Source organism: Chromobacterium haemolyticum (genome assembly GCF_002081825.1).
Classification (GTDB): Bacteria; Pseudomonadota; Gammaproteobacteria; order Burkholderiales; family Chromobacteriaceae; genus Chromobacterium; species Chromobacterium fluminis.
In genome coordinates this window covers 40,038-59,079 of the sequence record NZ_MUKU01000019.1, presented here as the reverse complement: position 1 = coordinate 59,079, position 19,042 = coordinate 40,038, and the positions used below count along the sequence as shown (strand labels likewise).

The window sequence follows — 19,042 nt, the reverse complement described above, 5'->3', positions numbered from 1 at the left end:
CGAGACATGTCCCACAGCGTCATTCCCTTCCCGGCTGCGACGACGGCCCCGCTGCGCGAACTGCTGGCCCGCCGCCGTCCCGGCTACAGTCTGGAAGCGCCGTTCTATCGCTCGCCGCAAGTGTTCGAGGCCGATCTCGAATACATCTTCCGTCGCCACTGGATCTATGTCGGCGTTAGCGCGGAAATACCCGAACCGGGCGACTACCTGACCGTGGAGCTGGGACGCGATCCCATCCTGATCCTGCGCGACGACGACATGGTCATACGCGCCTTTCACAATGTCTGCCGCCACCGCGGCTCGCGGCTGTGCGCCGAGCGTCAGGGCTCGGTGGGCAATCTGGTCTGCCCCTACCATCAATGGACTTACGATCTGTCCGGCCGGCTGATCTTCGCCGACCACATGGCGGACGGCTTCGACCCCTCGCATCACAACCTCAAGCCGGTGGCGCTGAAAAATCTGGAAGGGCTGCTGTTCATCTGCCTGGCCGAGCGGCCGCCGGAGGACATCGACGAGATGATGGCGCGGATGGCGCCCTATATCGCGCCGCACCGCATCGACGATTGCAAGGTGGCGGCCCAGGTGGACATTGTCGAGGCGGGCAACTGGAAGCTAACCATGGAGAACAACCGCGAGTGCTATCACTGCACCGCCAACCATCCGGAACTGACAGTCTCGCTGTACGCCTACAGCTACGGCTTCGCGCCCCGGGCCGAGCAGGCCTCCGGACTGGCCGACTATCAACGCGTCGTCGCCGAGCACCACGCGCGCTGGGAGGCCGGCGGTTTGCCCTCGGCCGAGATCGAGCGCCTGTCCGAGGTGTCCGGCTTCCGCGCGATGCGCATGCCGCTGGACCGCCAGGGCCAGTCCCAGACCGTGGACACCGGCGCGGCCTGTCGCAAGCTGTTGGGCGATCTGCGCGACCCGGCGTCCGGCGGCCTGTCGTTCTGGACCCAGCCCAACTCCTGGCACCATTTCATGGCCGACCACATCGTCACCTTCACCGCCTTGCCGCTGTCGGCGGAAAGCACGCTGGTGCGCACCACCTGGCTGGTGCGCAAGGACGCGGTGGAAGGCGTGGACTACGAGGTGGACAACCTCACCCGGGTATGGAAAGCCACCAATCAGCAGGACCGCCGGCTGGTGGAAGAGTCGCAGCGCGGCATCAACGGCGCCGCCTATCGGCCCGGTCCTTATTCGCCGTACACCGAGGCCTTGGTGGAGAAATTCACCCAGTGGTACGCGCAGCGGCTGGGCGACGGCCTGGAGCGGGAACGGCACGACCATGAATAGCGCGCCGCCGGCCAGCCCATTGGATTATCTCCCGCCAGCCGCCGACCTGCCGCTGTGGCGGGCCGGCGAGGACAGCCTGCTCGTCTGCGTTCAGGCGCGGGAGGAAACCCACGATGTCAAAACCTTTGTGTTCCGCGCCGAGCCGCCGCGCCGCTTCCCTTATCTGCCCGGCCAGTTCATCACGCTGGAACTGGATATCGACGGGGTCGCGGTCAACCGCTGCTACACGCTGTCGTCCACGCCCACCCGGCCGGACCGGGTGTCCATCACCGTCAAGCGCATTCCCGGCGGCGTCGTTTCCTCTTGGCTGTACGAGCATCTGCGCCCGGAAATGGCGCTGCGGGTCCTGGGGCCGGCCGGCGAGTTCAGCTATGCGCGCCACGCCGCTTCGCCCTATCTCTTTCTGTCCGCCGGCAGCGGCATCACTCCGCTGATGTCGATGACCCGGGCGCTGACCGATCTGGCCTCCGGCGCCGACATCCTGTTCGTCCACAGCGCGCGCTCGCCGCGCGACATCGTGTTTCGCAAGGAATTGAGCCTGCTGGCCAGCATCCACCCCACTTTCAGCCAGGCGGTGATTTGCGAACACCGGGCGGGAGAGCCGGATTGGGCCGGCTTGATCGGCCGGCTGGACCGGACGCTGATCGAGCGCATGGCGCCGGACCTGCACGCGCGCCAGGTGTTCTGCTGCGGCCCCGCGCCTTATATGGCCGCGGTGCGCGAGCTGCTGCGCCAGTGCGGTTTCGACATGAGTCGTTATCACGAGGAAAGCTTCAATTTCGCCGAACTCAGCGCGGCGCCGCCGGACGAGGCGGTGCGGACGCCGCAGCCCGGCGTCGAGGGTCGCGGCTTCAATGTGCGCTTCGCCAAAACGGGGGACGATTTATCGGTGGCGCCGGGGCAGACGGTGCTGGCGGCGGCGCTGGCCAAGGGTATGCGCCTGCCTGCCTCCTGCACCCGCGGCGTGTGCGGCAGTTGCAAGAGCCGTCTGCTGGAAGGCCGGGTGGACATGCGGCACCAGGGCGGCATCCGGCCGCGCGAAGTGGAGCAGGGTTATTTCCTGCCTTGCTGCAGCCTGCCCTTGAGCGATCTGGTGGTGGATCGCTGAGCGCCAGTCGCAAAGTCTCGCGAGCCAGGGCGAAACAAGGCGAAAACGAGCGAAAAAGCGGCATGTACAAGCGGCATTGCGCGTTTTGAGCGGGTACTCACCATACAACGCTTCACGAAGCGCAGCCGTCTTTGACAGCTTCCGCGCGCGCGTCCGTCGCCTCCCCGTCCTTCACGCCTGCCCGGCCGTGGCCGGCGTTTTTGTTTTTGCCGCCGGCGGCGGATTGCGGTTTTTTTACGACACCGGCCGGCCGGGCCAGAGACGAAAGCCGGCGCTAGATTCGGCGGCCAGGCCTATGCCGGCCGGTTTTGCGCGCGGATGTCGGATTTGGGCGGCTTGGTGTCGGAATACCGTTACTTGGCGCAGCCCTTCCTTTCTATCTTGAACCTTGATTTACATTAAACATTCTTCGAATTGCCAGCGGCCGCGCCAAAGGGAGCCGGGATGCAAACGATCAAGATCGAGGTCAGAAACCTCTACAAGGCGTTCGGCGGCAAGCCGGCGGAAGTGATGTCCTTGCTGCGGGCCGGCGAGAGCAAGGACGACGTGTTTCGGCGCACCGGGGCGGTGGTGGGCGTCAACGACGTGTCGTTCTCGGTGCGCGCCGGCGAAATCTTCGTGCTGATGGGCCTGTCCGGCTCCGGCAAATCCACGCTGATCCGCCTGATCAACCGCTTGCTGGAGCCCAGCGCCGGCCAGATCCTGCTGGACGGCCAGGACCTGACCCGGCTGTCGCCCGGGCAATTGGTGGCCTTGCGCCGCCGCGACATGAGCATGGTGTTCCAGAGCTTCGCGCTGATGCCGCACCGGACAGTGCTGGACAACGCCGCCTTCGGCCTGGAAGTGGCCGGCCTCGGGCGCAAGGCCCGCGAGGCGCGGGCGCGGGAAATGCTGGAGCAAGTGGGGCTGGCCGCCTTCGCCGGCAAATACCCGCATCAACTCTCCGGCGGCATGCAGCAGCGGGTGGGCCTGGTGCGCGCGCTGGCGGTCAATCCCTCGCTGATGCTGATGGACGAGGCCTTCTCGGCGCTGGACCCGCTCAAGCGCGCCGAGTTGCAGGAGCTGCTGCTGCAATTGCAGCGCGAGCAACGTCGCACCATCGTCTTCGTCTCCCATGATCTGGAAGAGGCGCTGCGCATCGGCAGCCGCATCGCCATCATGGAGGGCGGCCGGCTGGTGCAGGTGGGCAGCCCGCGCGAAATCATCGAATGCCCGGCCGACGACTATGTGCGCAACTTCTTCAAGAGCGTGGACACCTCGCGTTATCTGCAGGCAAAGGATCTGATCGAGGCCGCGCCGCCGCCGCGCGCGGCGGCCGCTCCTCACGTTGAGCCGTCCTGTAGCCTGTCCGATGTGCTGTTGCGGCTTCAGGGGCTGGCCGAGCCGTTGCAGGTCCGCGACGACGACGGCCGCTGCCTGGGCGTGATCACCCCCAGCAGCGTGCTCAACAAGTTGTCCCAGCACCGCCCGAGCGCGGCCGCCCACCACTGAACCCCAACGGGCGTCGCCGGCGCGGGGGCGTGTGGCTCTTGCCGTCCTGAGCGCGCCCGGCGAGACGAGGAGCACGCCGCATGGCCGACATCAGTCCCCAGTCCCCGCTGCCGATAGGCAGCTGGGTCAATCAGATCATCCATTTTCTGCTGGAAAACAACGCCGGCGCCTTCGACGCCGTCAGCGGCGGCATCGACTGGTTCGCCACCCAGGTGGAGGCCTTGTTGCAGGGCGTGCCGCCATGGGCGCTGGCCGGTTTGTTCGCCGGCGTCGGCCTGTGGCGGCTGGGCTGGAAGTTCGCCGTCTTCGTCTGCGCGGCGCTGGGCCTGATCTGGGCCATCGGCTTCTGGAGCCAGACCGTCGCCACGCTGGCGCTGACCTTGTCCGCCACCTGCGTCAGCCTGTTGTTGGGCGTGCCGCTGGGCATCTGCTGCGCGCGCTGGCGGCTGGTCAACGCCCTGGTGCGACCGGCGCTGGATTTCATGCAGACCATGCCGGCTTTCGTTTATCTGATTCCCGCGGCAATGTTCTTCGGACTGGGACGGGTGCCGGGCATCCTGGCCACGGTGGTGTTCGCGGTGCCGCCCGCGGTGCGCCTGACTAGTCTGGGCATCCGTCAGGTGAACCGAGAGCAGGTGGAGGCCGGCAACGCCTTCGGCTGCACCTCGTGGCAATTGCTGTTCAAGGTGCAGCTGCCCATCGCGTTGCCGTCCATCATGGCCGGGGTCAATCAGACCATCATGATGGCGCTGTCCATGGTGATCATCGCCTCCATGGTGGGGGCCGGCGGCCTGGGCAACGATGTCCTGGCCAGCATCCAGCGGCTGGATGTCGGCCTTGGTTTCGAGAGCGGGCTGGCGGTGGTGCTGCTGGCCATCATCCTGGACCGGATCACCGAAAGCTTCGGCCGTGGGCCGGAGGCGGGCGCCGCGGCCGACGGCTGAGGGCGGGCCCGGCGGAAACAACGGACAAAACAACGCATACGCAACGGTTTTCAAAGCGGGCTGCGAACCGCTTCGGAGTAGAGCAACAATCCTCGCAACGCACACATTGGAGGTCGTGATGGGACCGCAACAGATAGCCTCGTTGTCGCATATCGCCTTTTTGCTGCTGGATCAGTTCTCCATGATCGCGTTTTCCAATGCGGTGGAGCCGTTGCGCATGGCCAACTACCTGTCGCGCAAGAAGCTGTACCGCTGGAGCCTGCTGTCGGCGGACGGCGAGCCGGTTAGCGCCAGCAATGGCCTGAGCTTGTCGCCGATCTCCGCGCCGGGCCCTCCGCAGCAGTACGACATGCTCATCGTCTGCGGCGGCTGCCAGGTGCGTGAGGCGGCCACCGACAAGGTGCAGGCGTTGATCCGCCGCTTCGCCGCCCAGGGCGTGCCGCTGGGGTCGATTTGCACCGGCACCTTCGCGCTGGCCAGGGCCGGGGTGCTGAACGGCTACCGCTGCGCCATCCACTGGGAAAACCTGTTGTCCATCAGCGAGGAATTCCCCCGCACCCAGTTCACCTCGGACCTGTTTGCGTTGGACCGGGACCGCTTCACCTGTAGCGGCGGCACCGCGCCGCTGGATTTCATGTGTCATCTGATCCGCCACAAAGGCGGCAAGAGCCTGGCGGCCGATGTCTCGGTGCAATTCATCGTGGACCGGCTGCGCGACGACGGCGACCGTCAGCACATCCCGCTGCTGGCGCGCATCGGCACCGGGCACGAGGCCTTGCTCGACGCCGCCTTGTCGATGGAGAGCAATATCGAGAACCCGCGCTCGCTGGAACATCTGGCGGCGGAGCTGGGCGTGTCGCTGCGCCATCTGGAGCGCTTGTTCAAGCGTTATCTGAGCACCACGCCGGCGCAATACTATCTGGACCTCCGACTGCGCCGGGCGCGCGAACTGCTGCTGCAAACCAATATGAGCGTGATGGAGGTCACCGTGGCCTGCGGCTTCCTGTCTTCCTCGCATTTTTCCAAGTCCTACCGCGGGCTGTTCGGCTATCCGCCCAGCCGCGAGCGGCAGCAATACCTGGTGGCGGCCGGGGCCATCGCCTGAAAGCCTGTTCAAGGTCTGCCGCGCCTTGTCTCGTTCCAGCTCGCGAGACTTTGAACCGGTGCTGGAAACCTATTGGCGGCGCGGCAGCGGCCGCCGGGCGGACTCTCGCCATCATCGCTGCCCGGGAGGAAGGGATGAATCGATTCAAAGCCATATCCGCGGCGCTGCTGCTGGCCATCGCCGGCAGCGCGGCGGCAGGGGAGCCGGCCGCCTGCCGAAATGTGCGTTTCGCCGATGTCGGCTGGACGGACATCGCGGCCACCACCGGCATGGCCAGCGTGGTGTTGGAGGCCCTGGGCTACCGCCCCAGCGTGACCATGGCCTCGGTGCCCATCGCCTTCTCCGGGCTCAAGAGTCGGCAGATCGACGTGTTCCTCGGATATTGGAGCCCGTCGATGACGCCGCTGATAGCGCCCTATTTGAAAGCGGGCCAGATCAAGGTGCTGGCCGAGCCCAATCTGAGCGGCGCCAAGTACACGCTGGCGGTGCCGGACTACGTGGCCACCGCCGGCCTGCGCGATTTCAAGGACATCGCCCGCTTCAAGGCGCAGCTGGACGGCAAGATCTACGGCATCGAAGCCGGCAACGACGGCAACCGGCTGATCGACGGCATGATCCGCAAGCAACAGTACGGGCTGGGCGGCTTCAAACTGGTGGAATCCAGCGAGGCCGGCATGCTGGCCGAACTGGAACGCGCGGAGCGGCGGAAGAAATGGATGGTGTTCCTGGCCTGGGAGCCGCACCCGATGAATGTCAGGCACAAGCTGCGTTATCTGTCCGGCGGCGACGCGGTGTTCGGCCCCAATTTCGGTGCGGCCAGGGTATTCACCGCGCTGCCGCCGGATTATGAGGCCCGCTGTCCCAATGTTGGCCGGCTGTTGCGCAATCTGCGCTTCAGCACCGATATGGAAAATCGGGTGATGGGGCCGATCATGGACAAGGTCAGGCCGGAGACCGCGGCGCGGGAATATCTGAAACAGAGCCCGGCGGTGCTGACGAGCTGGCTGGAGGGGGTGAATACCTTCGACGGCCGGCCGGGGCTGAGCGTCGTCGGCCAGGCGCTGGCGCGCTGAGAACCTGTTTACGATCGACTGCGCGTCGTGAGACGCGGCACGGTGAGTACCGCTTCGAAATGCTTATGTACCGCTTGACCATTCCGCTTTCTCAGCGGTTTTCGCCTTGTCTCGCTCTTGCTCGCGAGACTTGGTACAGCTTCCTAGCCGGCATGGCGCATTTGATCGCAAAGGGGTCGCTTTGACTCAAGGCCGGCGTCGCTTTCTTTCCTAGCATCGGGAGCAGATGCCGCCGGATAACCCGCCGGCGTGGCTGCGAGGAGACGATGATGACAGGCAATCGCGGAGTGGTGTACTTGGCGCCGGGCCAGGTGGAAGTGCGGCCCATCCCTTTTCCGGAACTGGCGTCCCCGGCCGGGCGTAAGCTCGGCCATGGCGTCATTCTCAAGGTGCTGAGCACCAATATCTGCGGCTCGGACCAGCATATGGTGCGCGGCCGCACCACGGCGCCTGCCGGTTTGGTGCTGGGGCATGAAATCACCGGCGAGGTGATAGAGACGGGCGGCGATGTGGAAACGCTGCGCATCGGCGATCTGGTGTCGGTGCCGTTCAACGTGGCTTGCGGTCGCTGTCGCTGCTGCAAGGAGCAGGATACCGGAGTATGCCTGTCGGTGAACCCGGCGCGGGCCGGCGGCGCTTACGGCTACGTCGACATGGGAGGCTGGGTGGGCGGCCAGGCGGAATACGTGATGGTGCCTTACGCCGATTTCAACCTGCTGAAGTTTCCGGACCGGGATCAGGCGCTGGCCAAGATTCGAGACCTGACCTGCTTGTCCGACATCCTGCCCACCGGCTATCACGGCGCGGTATCGGCCGGCGTGGGGCCGGGTAGCACGGTCTATGTGGCCGGCGCGGGCCCGGTGGGCTTGGCGGCGGCGGCTTCCGCGCGCCTGCTGGGCGCGGCGGTGGTCATCGTCGGCGACGTCAATCCGGCGCGGCTGGCCCATGCCCGCGCCGTCGGCTTTGAAACCGCGGATCTATTGCAGGACGCGACGCTGGGCGAACAGATCGCCGCCATCCTGGGGGGGCCGGAGGTGGATTGCGCGATCGACGCCGTTGGTTTCGAGGCGCGCGGCCACGGCCACGCCGCCTCGCGGCAGGAGGCCCCGGCCACCGTGCTCAACGCCTTGATGGAAGTGACGCGCGAGGCCGGGCGCATCGGCATTCCCGGGCTCTACGTGACCGACGACCCCGGCGCGGTGGACGCGGCGGCCAAGCAGGGCAGCCTGTCGGTGCGCTTTGGCCTGGGCTGGGCCAAGTCGCACAGCTTCTTCACCGGCCAGACTCCGGTGATGAAATACAACCGCGCGCTGATGCAGGCGATTCTGTGGGACCGCATCCCCATCGCCGAAGTGGTGGGCGTGGAGATCATCAGCCTGGACAACGCGCCCAGGGGCTACGCCGAGTTCGACGGCGGCGCGCCGAAGAAATTCGTCATCGATCCGCATGGGCAGTTGCATTAGCCATCATTCTTGCTTTTGAATTGGGTGTGGTTTGGATAGATAGGGAGGTGGTAGCGTGGGAAGTGTTAGTGCATTTCGTACACTGATATATGGGAAGAAGTTTGGGAATTGAATTTTGAAGGAGATTGATATGGAACTGAAAAGTTGGAATGGCAGTCTGGTTTGTGGGGTCTTTTTGTTGGTGTTTAGTATTAATGTGGAGGCTCTTGGAATTGTTAGTAGATCTTGCGCACCGTTTGGTGCACAAGAGAGTATTAGTGTCGACTGGAGTGGTAGATCATATAGTTTATGGACGGCGTCCTCTCACTATAGAAATGGAACATGGATTCATAATACTAATACGCGGGTGTACGGTGGGGATGGTTGGCAGGATACTTGGCGGTCATATGCTGGGCACTTTGGCTCTGAGTTCTGGTATGGTAGTGTTGTTGGTCATCATTATCGTAATCAAAGCAGTTATATTTCATTTTTGGGAAATAGTTCTGCTGTGGATTGTAACCTTTCACAGTGGGGAACGGAATGAGTTGGCTTAATTTTTAAGAGAAAATTGACATGTTAATTAATTTTAAGGCTGTTCTGACTGGGCTGGTGCTATTTGGGTGTGCTTCTTTAATTAGTGCTAATGATAGTACTGCCTTTAGCCCGGTCTCAGGCATGGAGCCAGGGAAGCTAAAGGTCATATCCATTGATAAATTACCAGCGGCGCTCAAGCAAACTTCAGAGGAGGATCTAAAGCGAGATGTTAGAAACAAATCGGTGGTTGATGGAAGGGTGGATTATGAGAGGATTTCGGATGAAGCTGTTCTGTACGCCACAACTTATCAAAATAGATTGAGGACTTTGCAGGATGTATCTGTCAATGCCAAATCCAAACTTGCTGATATTGGTGCTAGTAAGCTAAATACTTATCGTTTTGAGGGAGTCGTGCCGCAAGGGCCTAGTCTACGTGGACCATGGAGCAGTTTTGACCGGATATTCCGGCGTCCCGATGGCGTCTTGATCATTTTGCACGAATGGGATTTCGTTGCGGATGGAGGTGGAGTGATGGCGGTTAAGGAGCTCATGAACCTTAAAATTCAGGGGCTGCCTGCTCGGTTTGTTGTTAAAAAGTCGCCATCAGGTAAAAAAGTATCGGAATTGACTTGGGTCAGCTCCAAAAAATATTACACCATTGCAGTGTGGGATGAGATCGGCAGCAGTCCACAACAGGCCTACAATTTAGCGTGGCTGATGGCCTTGGCCGAACCGATCAAATAAGACCCCTCGGATGAGGGAGCCAGATTTGCCGATTGACACGGAGTACGTCGATTGAGGAGTCGCCATGCCCTTGACTGCAGAACAACAGATACGTATCGCCGCGCTGATTGCCAGCCACCAAGCGCAGCCGGGCGGTTTGCTGCCCTTGTTGCGCGCCTTGCAGGATGAGCTGGGCTATGTGCCGGACGCGGCGACGCCGGACATCGCCCGCGCTTTTCGTCTGAGCCAGGCCGAGGTGCGCGGCGTGCTCAGCTTCTACCACGATTTCCGCAGTGAGCCGCCTGCGCGCCACCAACTGCGGCTATGCCGAGCGGAAGCCTGTCAGAGCATGGGGTCGGAGGCGCTGGCGCAAAGGCTGCGCGCGCGCACCGGCCTGGACGACGCCGGCCGCAGCGCCGACGGCGGCTTGGAATTGCGGCCGGTGTACTGTCTGGGCGCTTGCGCCTGCGCGCCGGCTCTGCTGCTGGACGGCGAATTGCACGCGCGCGTCGACGCCGCCGCGTTGGACGCCTTGCTGGCCGGCTGTCTGGAGGAGGGCGGCGCATGCTGACCTTCCATCTATCCTGTGATTCCGCGGCGCGGGCGCTGGGAACTGACCAGACCGCACGGGCGTTGGCCGAGGCGGCGGCGCGACGCGGCCTAGAAGTGGAAATCCGGCGCAATAGCTCGCGCGGGCTGTACTGGCTGGAGCCCTTGTTGGAAATGGATACGCCGCAAGGCCGCTCTGGTTTTGGACCATTACCGGCGGAGCAGGCGGACAGCGTGCTGAGCGCCGTGCTGGAGGCGGACGGCAAGCATCCGCTGGCGTTGGGCCCGCTGGAACGGCTGCCCTATCTGGCCGGCCAGCAGCGGCTGTTGTTCGCGCGCGCCGGGCTGACCCGGCCCTTGTCGCTGGACGATTACTTGGCCCACGGCGGCTATCGCGGCCTGACCCACGCGCTGGAACTGGGCGGCCAGGGCACGCTGGACTGCGTGCTGGAGTCCGGCCTGCGCGGCCGAGGCGGCGCGGCCTTTCCCGCCGGCGTCAAATGGCGCACGGTCCGCGAGACGGCGGCGGATGGCAAATACGTGGTGTGCAACGCAGACGAGGGCGATTCAGGTAGCTTCGCCGACCGCATGCTGATGGAGGGCGATCCCTTTTTGTTGATTGAGGGCATGAGCATCGCGGCGCTGGCGGTGGGGGCGAATCGCGGTTACCTCTATGTCCGCTCCGAATACGCGGCGGCGGCGGAGACGCTGCGGCGGGCGTTGGAGATCGCCCGTCAGCGGGGTTACCTGGGCCCCAATCTGCAAGGCAGCGGCCTTGAACTGGAGTTGGAGCTCCGCCTGGGCGCGGGCGCGTATATCTGCGGCGAGGAAACGTCCATGCTGGAGTCGCTGGAGGGCCGGCGTGGAGAGGTCAGGGCCAAGCCGCCCTTGCCCGCGATCAGCGGCTTGTTTGGGCGTCCCACCTTGGTGCACAACGTGCTGACGCTGGCGTCGGTGCCCACCATCCTGGCCCGCGGCGCGCCGTATTACCGCGATTTCGGGGTTGGCCGCTCGCGCGGCACCATGGCGTTTCAGCTAGCCGGCAATGTGCGGCGCGGCGGCCTGGTGGAGCGCGGATTTGGCTTGAGCCTGCGCGAGTTGATCGAGGACTACGGCGGCGGCTGCGCCAGCGGCCGGCCGGTGAAGGCCGCGCAGGTGGGCGGGCCGCTGGGCGCCTGGCTGAGGCCGGAACAGTTCGACACCGTCTTGGACTACGAAGCTTTCGCCGCCGTCGGCGCCATGTTGGGCCACGGCGGGGTGGTGGTGTGCGACGATAGTACCGATATGGCGCGCATGGCGCGTTTCGCCATGCAGTTCTGCGCCGCCGAATCCTGCGGGAAGTGCACGCCCTGTCGCATCGGCTCCACCCGCGGGGTCGAGGTGATAGACCGGCTGCTGGCGGCCGGCGACGCGGCGGAGCGGCGCCGGCATTGGACCCTGCTGCGGGATTTGTGCGAGACCATGCGGCACGGTTCGCTGTGCGCGCTGGGCGGTTTGACACCCTCGCCGGTGCTGAGCGCGGCGCGGGGTTTTCCCGCGGATTTCGGCCTGGACCCGGCCATCGTCGAGGAGGATACGCCATGAGCTGCCAGTTTGACCCCAAGCTTGCCCCCACGGTGGACCTGGGCACGCCAATGCGTACCGGTGCGCCGGTGAGTCTGAGCATAGACGGCGTCGAGATCACCGTGCCGGCCGGCACCTCGGTGTTGCGCGCGGCCGCGCTGCAGGGCGTGCGCCTGCCCCGGCTGTGCGCCACCGACAGCCTGGAGCCGTTTGGCTCCTGTCGTATGTGCATGGTGGAGATCGATGGTCATCGCGGCTACCCGGCCGCCTGCACCACGCCGGTGAGCGCGGGCATGGCGGTGCGCACCCAGAGCGAGACGCTGGCCAGGCTGCGGCGCGGGGTGATGGAACTGTATGTGTCCGACCACCCGCTGGATTGCCTGACTTGCGCGTCTAACGGCGCTTGCGAATTGCAGACCGTTGCCGGCCAGGTGGGACTGCGCGAGGTGCGTTACGGCCTGGCCGGCGCCAGTCATCTGGCTGATGCCAAGGATGAGTCCAACCCTTATTTCGATTACGACCCGGCCAAATGCATCGTCTGCAACCGCTGCGTGCGCGCCTGCGAGGAAACCCAGGGGACGTTCGCGCTGAGCATCGTCGGCCGGGGGTTCGATTCCCGCGTCCGCGCCGCAGGCGGCGAGGACTTCCTCGGCTCGGAATGCGTGTCCTGCGGCGCTTGCGTGCAAGCCTGTCCCACCGCCACGCTGGTGGAGAAAAGCGTGGTTGAGCTGGGGCAGCCGGAGCGCAGCGTGACGACCACCTGCGCCTATTGCGGCGTGGGTTGCGGCTTCCGCGCCGAACTCAAGGGCGAGCGGGTGGTGAGAATGACGCCGGACCGGGACGGCCGCGCCAATCACGGCCATTCCTGCGTCAAGGGCCGCTTCGCCTGGGGCTACGCCACCCATCCGGACCGCATCGTCAAACCCATGTTGCGCGCCGGCATCCACGAAGCTTGGCGGGAGGTGAGTTGGGAACAGGCGCTGGGACATGTGGCCGGCGAGTTCCGCCGCCTGCAGACACGCTACGGCCGCGACGCCGTCGGCGGCATCAGCTCCAGCCGCTGCACCAATGAGGAAACCTATCTGGTGCAGAAGCTGGTGCGCGCCGCCTTCGGCAACAACAATATCGACACCTGCGCCCGCGTCTGCCACTCGCCCACCGGCTACGGCCTCAAGCAGACGCTGGGCGAGTCCGCCGGCACCCAGGATTTCGATTCGGTGCTGAGCGCCGACGTGATTCTGGTGATGGGCGCCAATCCCAGCGACGCCCACCCGGTGTTCGGCTCCTTGCTGCGGCGGAGGCTGCGCGAGGGCGCGCGGCTGATCGTCATCGACCCGCGCCGCATCGACCTGGCCGATTCGCCGCACGCGGCGCCGGCGCTGCATCTGGCCTTGCGGCCCGGCAGCAACGTGGCCGTGCTCAACGCGCTGGCCCATGTGCTGGTGAGCGAAAACCTGCTGGATCAAGATTTCATCGCCCAGCGCTGTGAGGATGAAGCCTTCCGGCGCTGGCGCGATTTCGCCGCCGAGCCGGACAATGCGCCGGAGCGCGTCGCCGAGGTCTGCGGCGTGCCGGCGGCGCTGATCCGCGAGGCGGCGCGGCTGTACGCGAGCGGCGGCAACGCCGCCATCTACTACGGCCTGGGTGTCACTGAACACAGCCAGGGCAGCACCGCGGTGATGGCCATCGCCAACCTGGCCATGGCCACCGGCAATCTTGGCCGCGCCGGCGTCGGCGTCAACCCCTTGCGCGGTCAGAACAATGTGCAGGGCTCTTGCGACATGGGCTCTTTCCCGCACGAGCTGCCCGGCTACCGCCATGTGTCCGACGACGCGGTGCGCGCGAGCTTCGAGGCGGACTGGGGCGTCATTCTGCAGCCGGAACCAGGATTGCGGATTCCCAATATGCTGGACGCGGCGCTGGACGGCGGTTTCAAGGGCCTGTACTGCCAGGGCGAGGATATTGTGCAGAGCGACCCCAATACCCAGCACGTGGCCGCCGCGCTGCTGGCGATGGAGTGCGTGGTGGTGCAGGACCTGTTCCTGAACGAAACCGCCAAATACGCCCATGTCTTCCTGCCCGGCAGCTCCTTCCTGGAAAAGGACGGCACCTTCACCAATGCCGAGCGGCGCATCTCGAGGGTGCGCCGGGCGATGCGTCCGCTGGCCGGCATGGCGGACTGGGAGGTGACCGCGGCGCTGGCGGCGGCCCTGGGCTACCCGATGGCTTACAAGCACCCGTCGGAGATCATGGACGAGATCGCGCGACTGACGCCCAGCTTCGCCGGGGTCAGCTACGCCAAGCTGGACCGGCTGGGCGGCCTGCAATGGCCGTGCAACGAGGCGGCGCCCGAGGGTACGCCGGTGATGCATGTCGACGCCTTCTCCCGCGGCTTGGGACGCTTCATCGTTACCCGCTATGTGGCCACCTCGGAGCGGGCGGGCAAGCGCTTCCCGCTGCTGCTGACCACTGGGCGTATTCTCAGCCAGTACAATGTCGGCGCGCAGACGCGACGCACCGAGAATCGGGTTTGGCACGCCGAGGACAGGCTGGAAATCCATCCGACCGACGCCGAAGCGCGAGGCATCGTCGATGGCGACTGGGTGGCGGTGCGCAGCCGCGCCGGCGACACCGCCTTGCGCGCCAAGGTGACGGAGCGGGTAGCGCCGGGCGTGGTGTACACCACCTTCCACCACCCGGAGTCCGGCGCTAATGTGGTGACCACCGACAATTCGGATTGGGCCACCAACTGTCCGGAGTACAAGGTGACTGCGGTGGAGGTGAGGAAGACCGCTAGGCCATCGGACTGGCAGCGCCGTTTCCAGGGCTTCGGCGACGAGCAGCAAAGACTGTTGGCCGCCGGGCGGCGGACGGGGAGCCCGACGGAATGAGGCCGGAACCGCTGGTGAAGATGCTTAATGAGATTGCGCGTTTTTTCGAGGACGCCCAGGGTGGCGACGCAGAGTTCGAGATTGCTCAGCATCTGCGGCGTTTCTGGACGCCGGCCATGCGGGAAGGCCTGCTGACGCATTGGCGCGCGGCCGGCGCGGCAAGCGGACTGACCCCGCTGGCTGCTCGGGCTTTGGCGTGTCTGGAGAACATGCCCGGCAAGGTGCGCTAAGAACCTGTTCACGATGGTTTGCACGGCCTACTGGGCTGCGCAACGACAAAGAAAACAACGCGGCGCAGGCCGCGCATCGCCGCGGCGTCAGCGCCGCCGGCGCGGGGATGGGCCACAGTCGGCGGCAGCCGGTTGCGGACTTTCGCAAGCGGGACCCGCGTGGTCCCGATCGTGCTGGAGCACAAGCCATGGCGACCACCCTGATCAAGATCGACCTCGATCAATCCCCGTATGACAATCCGCAGATCCACAACCGCTGGCATCCGGACATTCCAATGGCCTGCTGGGTGCGGCCCGGCGACGACTTCGTGCTGGAATGTTACGACTGGACTGGCGGCTGTGTGCGCAACGACGATTGCGCCGACGACATCCGCGATCTGGACTTGAGTATTGTGCACTTCTTGTCCGGCCCGGTGGGGGTGGCCGGCGCACGGCCCGGCGATCTACTTGTGGTGGATCTGCTGGACATTGGCGCTTTGCCGGAGCGCCAATGGGGCTTTAACGGCATTTTCTCGCGCAGCAATGGCGGCGGCTTTCTCAGCGAGCATTTTCAGCATGCGCAAAAGACGGTGTGGGATTTCCAGGGGCTTTACGCCCGCAGCCGTCACATTCCCGGCGTACGTTTCGCCGGGCTGATCCATCCCGGCCTGATAGGTTGTCTGCCCAGTCGGCCGTTGCTGGAGGAGTGGAACCGGCGCGAGGCCGAGTTGTTGCGGGACAATCCGCGCGCGGTGGCGCACTTGCCTTTCGCTCCCAGCGCCCATATGGGGCAGTTGGGCGGGGAGACGGCGTGGCGCGCGGCGGAAGAGGCGGCGCGCACGGTGCCGCCGCGTGAGCATGGCGGCAATTGCGACATCAAGGACCTGTCGCGGGGCGCCCGCGTGTTCCTGCCGGTTTATATCGACGGTGCCGGCCTGTCGGTTGGCGATTTGCATTTCAGCCAGGGGGATGGGGAAATCACCTTCTGCGGCGCTATTGAAATGGCGGGCTGGGCCCATCTGAAGGTGGGCCTGATCAAGGGCGGCATGGCGGCCTACGGTATCCGCAATCCGGTGTTCCAGCCCAGCCCATTGGCGCCGAGGCACGGCGACTACCTGATTTTCGAGGGCGTCTCGGTGGACGAGCACGGCGGCCAACACTATCTGGATGTGCAAGTGGCTTATCGCCAGGCCTGCCTGAACGCTATCGAGTACCTGGGCAAGTTCGGCTATTCGCGCGCCCAGGCCTATAGCATTCTTGGCTGCGCGCCGGTGCAGGGGCATATCAGCGGGGTGGTGGACGTGCCCAATGCCTGCGCCACGCTGTGGCTGCCGACGGACATCTTCGATTTCGATATCCGGCCACAGGCCGGCGGGCCGATGCGGCAGCCGCTGGATGGCGTGCCCTTGCCGCTATCCTACGATCTGGAATGAGGATGCCATGATGCCAGTTTATGAGTATCGCTGTTCCTCTTGCGGCCCGTTCTCCCTGCTGCGCGCGCTGGCGGCGCGTGCCGAGCCGGCCGCCTGTCCCGGTTGCGGCCAGCTCAGCCGGGAGCGCTTGCTGTCGGCTCCGGCGCTGTGCTTGCCGAGCGCGGCAAGTCAAGCCGCGGCGCACAATGAGAGCGCTTGTCACCAACCCGTGTGCGCTAGGTCCGTCGCGGCACCCGCGCCGGAGAGGCGGGTCGCGGGGCGGCGGCCGTGGATGTTGGGCTAAGAGCCTGTTCACGATCTCGCTCTAGCTCGCGAGACTTTGAGCAGACCTTAAGGCGCCAGCTGATAAACCGGGTGATCCGGCGGAATCAGTTCGGTGGCGAGGAAGTCGATGAAGACGCGCACCGCCGGCAACAGGCCGCGGCGGGTGGGGAAGGCGGCGTGCAGGATGCCCCAAGGGATGTCGTAGTCAGGCAGCAGCCGCACCAGTTGGCCTGTCTGCAGCGCCTCGTGGCAGACCAGTTCCGGCAGCGCGGCCACGCCCAGGCCGGCAATGGCGGCGTCGCGCAGGACGATCAGGTCGTCGGTCATCAGCCTCGGGCTGTCTATCTGTACGGTGTAGGCGTGGCCGGCCTGGTCCAGCAAGGCCCATTGGCCGCGGCCGTCGGGCCGGCTCATGGTCAAGGCCGGCCAGCCGGCCATGTCGGCCGGATGCTTGGGGGCGGGGCGTTCGGCCAGCAAGGCCGGGCTGGCCACCAGGGATGTCAGGGCGGTGGCCAGCCGGCGCACCACCAGGTTGGCGCTGTCTTCTATCAAGTTGCGCACGCGGATGGCGACGTCCACGCCTTCTTCTATCAGGTCCACGCGCCGGTTGCTGGAGTCCAGTTGCACCCGCAGCAGCGGGTGACGGGCCATGAAGCGGGGCAGCGCCGGGGCCAGCAGCGTCTTGGACAGCAGTTCCGGGCAACTGACCTTGATCAGGCCGCGCGGCTCGGCGCTGCTGCGGGCGATGGCCTCGTCGGCGGCTTCGGCTTCTTCCAGCATCGCCCGGCAGTGTTGGTAGTACTGTTGGCCGATTTCGGTCAAGGAAAGGCGGCGGGTGGTCCTTTGCAGTAGACGCACTCCCAGCCGCTGTTCCAGTTCCGCCACGCGGCGGGAAAGCCGGGACTTGGGGATGCCTAGCACGCGGCCGGCGGCCATGAAGCCGCCGTGCTCAACCACTTTGGCGAAGTAGAGCAGATCGTTCAGGTCCTGCATGATTGCCTCACTGATGGAACAATGTTTCCGATTTTTGCAGTCTAGTGCGGATTGGTGCGGAAAACTATCATGCAATCACTTTCTCTACCAAGACACGAAGGACCCGACCATGAAACTGTTGCATCTCGACTCCAGCATCCTCGCCGCCAACTCGGTTTCCCGCCAACTGACCGCCGTTGTCGCCGACACCCTGCGCCAGCGCCACGCCAATGTGGAAACCTCCTACCGCGATCTGGCCAGCCAGCCCATCGCCCACCTGTCCGGCGAAATCATCGGCGCTAATTTCACTGCAGAGGCGGACTGGACCGCCACCCAGCGCAGCGAAGCCGCGCTGAGCAATGAGTTGATTGAAGAATTCCTGGCCGCGGACGTGGTGGTGATCGGCGCGCCGATGTACAACTTCTCGATTCCGTCGCAGCTGAAAGCCTGGGTGGACCGCGTGGCCGCGTCCGGCCGCACGTTCAAATACACCGAAAACGGCCCGGTGGGGCTGGCCGGCGGCAAGAAGGTGATCGTGGTGTCCTCGCGCGGTGGCGTCTACAGCACCGAGCAAGGCCAGCTGATGGACTTCCAGGAAGACTACCTGAAGACGGTGGTGGGGTTCCTGGGCGTGAACGACGTGGCCTTTATCCGCGCCGAAGCGGTGAATATGGGCGAAGACAAGCGCGCCACCGCCATCCACGCGGCCAAGGACGCCATCGCCAAGCTGGCGCTGTAATCCTCCGCAGCATCAATGGCGACAGCCGGCTCCCTGTGGGGCCGGCTGTTTTGCATGGGTGGGCGGAGTATGGGGCGCGATTAGGGCAGCCAGCAGGTGGACGACAATTGATCCAGTCCTTGCTGCTCACGGCGGAACTTCGCCTTGGGCGGGGTGTGGCTGTAGTCTAGGGTGACGATGAAGAGACCATCGAAGTCGTTCTTGTCCCACTTGGGCACCTGGTCCGCGCCGTTCTTGCCGCCGTACTGGCGCATGATATTGCTGGTCAGCACTTGCAGCAGCTTGTGTTCCCAGGCGATGAAGACCAGCTTGCCGTGGTGCAGCGGATCTATCAATTGCTGCTGCAGGCCGTCTATGGCCGCGGTTTCGAAATTGGTGTTGACCGGCAGGCCCTGGGAGATGGCGGTGGGCTCGATGGTGGCCAGCGGCCGGATGTAGTTGAAGGTGCCGGCCGGGTCGCTGGCCTGGCTGGCGGTGGACGGCGCGTAGATCTGGTCCGGCTTGCCGAAGCGCTGCGGCAGCACCTTGGCCAGCGCCAGCGAACGGTTGAAGCCCTTGCAGTCGAGCTGGCCGTAGCCGCCTTCCGGTTTTTCGCCGTGGCGCATCATGACCAGGGTTTGCAGGGTGTCGGCGTTGTCGGCGGCATGGGCGGGGAAGGCGGCCAGCAAGGGCAGCAGCAGGGCGAGGCGGCTCAGGGTTTTCATCGGTC

At 65.0% G+C, this 19,042-nt stretch carries 18 protein-coding genes; 16 read left to right on the top strand and 2 right to left on the bottom strand.

Annotation, left to right across the window (positions count from 1 at the left end; genetic code table 11):
- Positions 1–6 precede the first annotated feature (6 nt).
- From B0T39_RS15115 to B0T39_RS26510, 15 genes are all read left to right on the top strand, one after another.
- On the top strand, positions 7–1,293 hold the full coding sequence (locus B0T39_RS15115) for an aromatic ring-hydroxylating oxygenase subunit alpha (RefSeq protein WP_081547998.1): 1,287 nt from the start codon (positions 7–9) through the stop codon (positions 1,291–1,293).
- On the top strand, positions 1,286–2,401 hold the full coding sequence (locus B0T39_RS15110) for an FAD-binding oxidoreductase (RefSeq protein ID WP_081547996.1): 1,116 nt from the start codon (positions 1,286–1,288) through the stop codon (positions 2,399–2,401). The genes B0T39_RS15115 and B0T39_RS15110 overlap by 8 nt, the downstream gene beginning before the upstream one ends.
- 444 nt (positions 2,402–2,845) lie before the next feature.
- A complete protein-coding gene (locus B0T39_RS15105; RefSeq protein WP_081547994.1) occupies positions 2,846–3,892 on the top strand; it encodes a quaternary amine ABC transporter ATP-binding protein in 1,047 nt (348 codons plus the stop codon).
- Between the two features lie 80 nt (positions 3,893–3,972).
- Entirely contained in the window at positions 3,973–4,836 is an 864-nt protein-coding gene (locus B0T39_RS15100; protein WP_081547992.1) for an ABC transporter permease, read from the top strand.
- A 118-nt stretch (positions 4,837–4,954) separates the two neighbouring features.
- On the top strand, positions 4,955–5,941 hold the full coding sequence (locus B0T39_RS15095) for a GlxA family transcriptional regulator (RefSeq protein WP_081547990.1): 987 nt from the start codon (positions 4,955–4,957) through the stop codon (positions 5,939–5,941).
- Positions 5,942–6,075: 134 nt separating this feature from the next.
- Complete coding sequence (locus B0T39_RS15090) at positions 6,076–7,014, top strand: choline ABC transporter substrate-binding protein (protein ID WP_081547988.1); 939 nt, start codon at positions 6,076–6,078, stop codon at positions 7,012–7,014.
- A gap of 269 nt (positions 7,015–7,283) precedes the next feature.
- Positions 7,284–8,477, top strand: a complete 1,194-nt coding sequence (gene fdhA / locus B0T39_RS15085; RefSeq protein ID WP_081547986.1) for a formaldehyde dehydrogenase, glutathione-independent — start codon at positions 7,284–7,286, stop codon at positions 8,475–8,477.
- A 130-nt stretch (positions 8,478–8,607) separates the two neighbouring features.
- Positions 8,608–9,000 (top strand): hypothetical protein, encoded by a 393-nt coding sequence (locus tag B0T39_RS25125; RefSeq protein WP_141111242.1) that lies wholly within the window; start codon positions 8,608–8,610, stop codon positions 8,998–9,000.
- A 29-nt stretch (positions 9,001–9,029) separates the two neighbouring features.
- On the top strand, positions 9,030–9,734 hold the full coding sequence (locus tag B0T39_RS25120; RefSeq protein WP_141111241.1) for a hypothetical protein: 705 nt from the start codon (positions 9,030–9,032) through the stop codon (positions 9,732–9,734).
- A gap of 64 nt (positions 9,735–9,798) precedes the next feature.
- Positions 9,799–10,284: a formate dehydrogenase subunit gamma gene (locus B0T39_RS15075; protein ID WP_081547982.1), complete on the top strand. Its 486-nt coding sequence runs from the start codon at positions 9,799–9,801 to the stop codon at positions 10,282–10,284.
- Positions 10,278–11,846: an NADH-ubiquinone oxidoreductase-F iron-sulfur binding region domain-containing protein gene (locus B0T39_RS15070; protein ID WP_081547980.1), complete on the top strand. Its 1,569-nt coding sequence runs from the start codon at positions 10,278–10,280 to the stop codon at positions 11,844–11,846. Before B0T39_RS15075 ends, B0T39_RS15070 begins: the two co-directional genes overlap by 7 nt.
- The gene (gene fdhF, locus B0T39_RS15065) at positions 11,843–14,716 is read left to right on the top strand and encodes a formate dehydrogenase subunit alpha (RefSeq protein ID WP_081547978.1); all 2,874 of its coding nucleotides are present in this window, start codon (positions 11,843–11,845) and stop codon (positions 14,714–14,716) included. The genes B0T39_RS15070 and fdhF overlap by 4 nt, the downstream gene beginning before the upstream one ends.
- A 20-nt stretch (positions 14,717–14,736) precedes the next feature.
- Positions 14,737–14,946, top strand: coding sequence for a formate dehydrogenase subunit delta (locus B0T39_RS15060; protein ID WP_254894570.1), 210 nt, complete (start codon positions 14,737–14,739; stop codon positions 14,944–14,946).
- A gap of 188 nt (positions 14,947–15,134) precedes the next feature.
- Entirely contained in the window at positions 15,135–16,358 is a 1,224-nt protein-coding gene (fmdA, locus tag B0T39_RS15055) for a formamidase (protein ID WP_081547974.1), read from the top strand.
- Positions 16,321–16,641 (top strand): FmdB family zinc ribbon protein, encoded by a 321-nt coding sequence (locus B0T39_RS26510; protein WP_081547972.1) that lies wholly within the window; start codon positions 16,321–16,323, stop codon positions 16,639–16,641. Before fmdA ends, B0T39_RS26510 begins: the two co-directional genes overlap by 38 nt.
- 47 nt (positions 16,642–16,688) lie before the next feature.
- Here the strand turns inward: B0T39_RS26510 and B0T39_RS15045 are convergent, their stop codons facing one another.
- The gene (locus tag B0T39_RS15045; protein ID WP_081547970.1) at positions 16,689–17,615 is read right to left on the bottom strand and encodes a LysR substrate-binding domain-containing protein; all 927 of its coding nucleotides are present in this window, start codon (positions 17,613–17,615) and stop codon (positions 16,689–16,691) included.
- Positions 17,616–17,724: 109 nt separating this feature from the next.
- Here B0T39_RS15045 and B0T39_RS15040 point away from each other — a divergent pair, with 109 nt between their 5' ends.
- Complete coding sequence (locus tag B0T39_RS15040; protein ID WP_081547969.1) at positions 17,725–18,333, top strand: FMN-dependent NADH-azoreductase; 609 nt, start codon at positions 17,725–17,727, stop codon at positions 18,331–18,333.
- An 80-nt stretch (positions 18,334–18,413) separates the two neighbouring features.
- On the opposite strand, the gene B0T39_RS15035 is transcribed toward B0T39_RS15040, so the two are convergent.
- Positions 18,414–19,037, bottom strand: coding sequence for a histidine phosphatase family protein (locus tag B0T39_RS15035; RefSeq protein ID WP_081547968.1), 624 nt, complete (start codon positions 19,035–19,037; stop codon positions 18,414–18,416).
- Positions 19,038–19,042: the final 5 nt, after the last annotated feature.

What these genes read in the sequence shown, in the direction of transcription:
- B0T39_RS15070 (WP_081547980.1), top strand. Translation starts at nt 10,278, where the DNA reads ATGCTGACCTTCCATCTATCCTGTGATTCCGCGGCGCGGGCGCTGGGA.
- B0T39_RS15040 (WP_081547969.1), top strand. Translation starts at nt 17,725, where the DNA reads ATGAAACTGTTGCATCTCGACTCCAGCATCCTCGCCGCCAACTCGGTT.
- B0T39_RS15035 (WP_081547968.1), bottom strand. Translation starts at nt 19,037, where the DNA reads ATGAAAACCCTGAGCCGCCTCGCCCTGCTGCTGCCCTTGCTGGCCGCC.
- B0T39_RS25120 (WP_141111241.1), top strand. Translation starts at nt 9,030, where the DNA reads ATGTTAATTAATTTTAAGGCTGTTCTGACTGGGCTGGTGCTATTTGGG.
- fdhA (WP_081547986.1), top strand. Translation starts at nt 7,284, where the DNA reads ATGACAGGCAATCGCGGAGTGGTGTACTTGGCGCCGGGCCAGGTGGAA.
- B0T39_RS15110 (WP_081547996.1), top strand. Translation starts at nt 1,286, where the DNA reads ATGAATAGCGCGCCGCCGGCCAGCCCATTGGATTATCTCCCGCCAGCC.
- B0T39_RS26510 (WP_081547972.1), top strand. Translation starts at nt 16,321, where the DNA reads ATGGCGTGCCCTTGCCGCTATCCTACGATCTGGAATGAGGATGCCATG.
- fdhF (WP_081547978.1), top strand. Translation starts at nt 11,843, where the DNA reads ATGAGCTGCCAGTTTGACCCCAAGCTTGCCCCCACGGTGGACCTGGGC.
- B0T39_RS15095 (WP_081547990.1), top strand. Translation starts at nt 4,955, where the DNA reads ATGGGACCGCAACAGATAGCCTCGTTGTCGCATATCGCCTTTTTGCTG.
- B0T39_RS15100 (WP_081547992.1), top strand. Translation starts at nt 3,973, where the DNA reads ATGGCCGACATCAGTCCCCAGTCCCCGCTGCCGATAGGCAGCTGGGTC.
- fmdA (WP_081547974.1), top strand. Translation starts at nt 15,135, where the DNA reads ATGGCGACCACCCTGATCAAGATCGACCTCGATCAATCCCCGTATGAC.
- B0T39_RS15115 (WP_081547998.1), top strand. Translation starts at nt 7, where the DNA reads ATGTCCCACAGCGTCATTCCCTTCCCGGCTGCGACGACGGCCCCGCTG.
- B0T39_RS25125 (WP_141111242.1), top strand. Translation starts at nt 8,608, where the DNA reads ATGGAACTGAAAAGTTGGAATGGCAGTCTGGTTTGTGGGGTCTTTTTG.
- B0T39_RS15075 (WP_081547982.1), top strand. Translation starts at nt 9,799, where the DNA reads ATGCCCTTGACTGCAGAACAACAGATACGTATCGCCGCGCTGATTGCC.
- B0T39_RS15060 (WP_254894570.1), top strand. Translation starts at nt 14,737, where the DNA reads ATGCTTAATGAGATTGCGCGTTTTTTCGAGGACGCCCAGGGTGGCGAC.
- B0T39_RS15090 (WP_081547988.1), top strand. Translation starts at nt 6,076, where the DNA reads ATGAATCGATTCAAAGCCATATCCGCGGCGCTGCTGCTGGCCATCGCC.
- B0T39_RS15045 (WP_081547970.1), bottom strand. Translation starts at nt 17,615, where the DNA reads ATGCAGGACCTGAACGATCTGCTCTACTTCGCCAAAGTGGTTGAGCAC.
- B0T39_RS15105 (WP_081547994.1), top strand. Translation starts at nt 2,846, where the DNA reads ATGCAAACGATCAAGATCGAGGTCAGAAACCTCTACAAGGCGTTCGGC.